Here is a 1,747-nt window from a genome sequence, read left to right on the forward strand (position 1 = left end):
CACCATTAAAGACCTTGATGGGTTTTTCTGTCCACTTAAATGTTCAACTTAAATTTTACAATCTGCCTAATGGAAAACTTTTTAAAGAAAAATTAACACTGAATCATATTCAACAAAAATTAGTTTGTATTATTATATTATATTTTGTTTTCTTACTAATTATGAATGGTAACTTACAAAGTATTATTTTTCTATCAAAGAGTTCTCCAAAAATAATTGTCTCCTGCTTTGCTATTGCATTAGGAGCAGGTATTTTTGAAGAATACTTTGTTAGAGGATATTTGTTTAACCTTTTTCAACGAATACTTAATAAATATAATGTTAAAAAGTATCGTCTCGCACTTATATCTACAATCACCAGTTTAATTTTTGGTATGCTACATCTAACCAATTTAGATGGTGACTCGTCTAAAGCAGTCTTTCAACAGGTATTTTATGCAACATGTATAGGATTAATATTTTCTGTCACACGAATTACTTTTAATAGTATTTTTGTTGGAGCCTTTCTCCACTTTTTACTTGATTTACAAGTAACCATATATCAGCCTCTTACAGCTGACAATTGGCTAAACGTAATTATGCTATTTTTACCAATCGCTGTTATTTCAATTTTGCTAATTATATCCATAGATCACCTCTTAGAAAAAAATTCGATTGAATTTCTAAATCCATAACGACACTTGCTGACATTCCCGAATTGATTAATAAACTAAAAGCGCAAAATACTTATAAGTAATTTGCGCTTTTTTAATGGCATGATATACTTGTATTTATATACTGCAATTTAGTTATGCAATTTCATGAGGTGAAATATGACGATTTATGGCTATGCTAGAGTGTCTACTGCTGGACAATCTTTGAATGAACAAAAAGAGACTTTAAAAAATGCGGGAGCTGAAATGATTTTAAGTGAAAAATATTCGGGAACCACTACGGTACGCCCGCAATTTGAAAAATTAGTGGCCATAATTGAACCCAATGACACATTGATTGTTACAAAATTAGATCGCTTTGCTCGGAACACACGTGAAGCATTGAATTTAATTGATGATTTGCTAAAAGAAAAAATAATGATTAAGGTTCTAAATTTGGGGACGATTGACAATACCCCAATGGGTCGTATGATCGTCAGAACTCTATTATCGGTCGCGGAAATGGAACGTGATATGATTATTGAGCGCACACAAGCTGGTAAAATATTTGCAAAGCAACATAATCCTAATTATAAAGAGGGCAGACCAAAAAGAAAAAAAGATAGCCGAAATAATGCTATTTTTGAATACTCTCAAACGCATACAGTAAAAGATACAGCTGAAGCTTTCAATATTTCTCCCAGAACGGTTCAATACATCAAAAATCTGTTTATTTAAGACGCGTTATGTTAACTTTAATTGGTATGGTAGATTGTAAAATTAAACCGAACACTTGAATAAAAAAGCCGCAGCGCCTTTAATGGTAATTGTCTAAAACAACCATAAAGGAACTGCGACTCATGACTAGTTTATCATCTCAAGAACGCACTGTCATTCAAACTTTACTCGAATTGAATTATTCTGTTCGTGCCATTGCGCGCTTTATTAAACGCTCTCCTTCAACCGTTTCGATTGAAATTCATCAAGTTACACCCTATAAAGCTGAGATTGCTCATGCGTTGGCATTGAAAAAACGTCATCTACGTGGTCGTCATGACACGCTAACACCAGCTATCGCTGTCTTTTTGAATCACCACATTGGTATATTGAAGTGG

The 1,747-nt window shown here is 32.9% G+C and carries 3 protein-coding genes; all 3 read left to right on the forward strand.

Annotated elements, in window-relative coordinates:
• Positions 1-674, forward strand: a 674-nt coding sequence (locus IE039_RS08240; RefSeq protein ID WP_189429016.1) for a CPBP family intramembrane glutamic endopeptidase, incomplete at its 5' end; no start/stop codon positions are given.
• Between the two features lie 138 nt (positions 675-812).
• A complete protein-coding gene (locus IE039_RS08245) occupies positions 813-1,370 on the forward strand; it encodes a recombinase family protein (protein WP_002816246.1) in 558 nt (185 codons plus the stop codon).
• A 122-nt stretch (positions 1,371-1,492) separates the two neighbouring features.
• Positions 1,493-1,747: helix-turn-helix domain-containing protein (locus IE039_RS08250; RefSeq protein WP_051000472.1), on the forward strand; the 255-nt coding region annotated here is incomplete at its 3' end.

Source organism: Leuconostoc lactis KCTC 3528 = DSM 20202 (assembly GCF_014651235.1).
GTDB classification, from domain to species: Bacteria; Bacillota; Bacilli; order Lactobacillales; family Lactobacillaceae; genus Leuconostoc; species Leuconostoc lactis.

What these genes read in the sequence shown, in the direction of transcription:
- IE039_RS08245 (WP_002816246.1), top strand. Translation starts at nt 813, where the DNA reads ATGACGATTTATGGCTATGCTAGAGTGTCTACTGCTGGACAATCTTTG.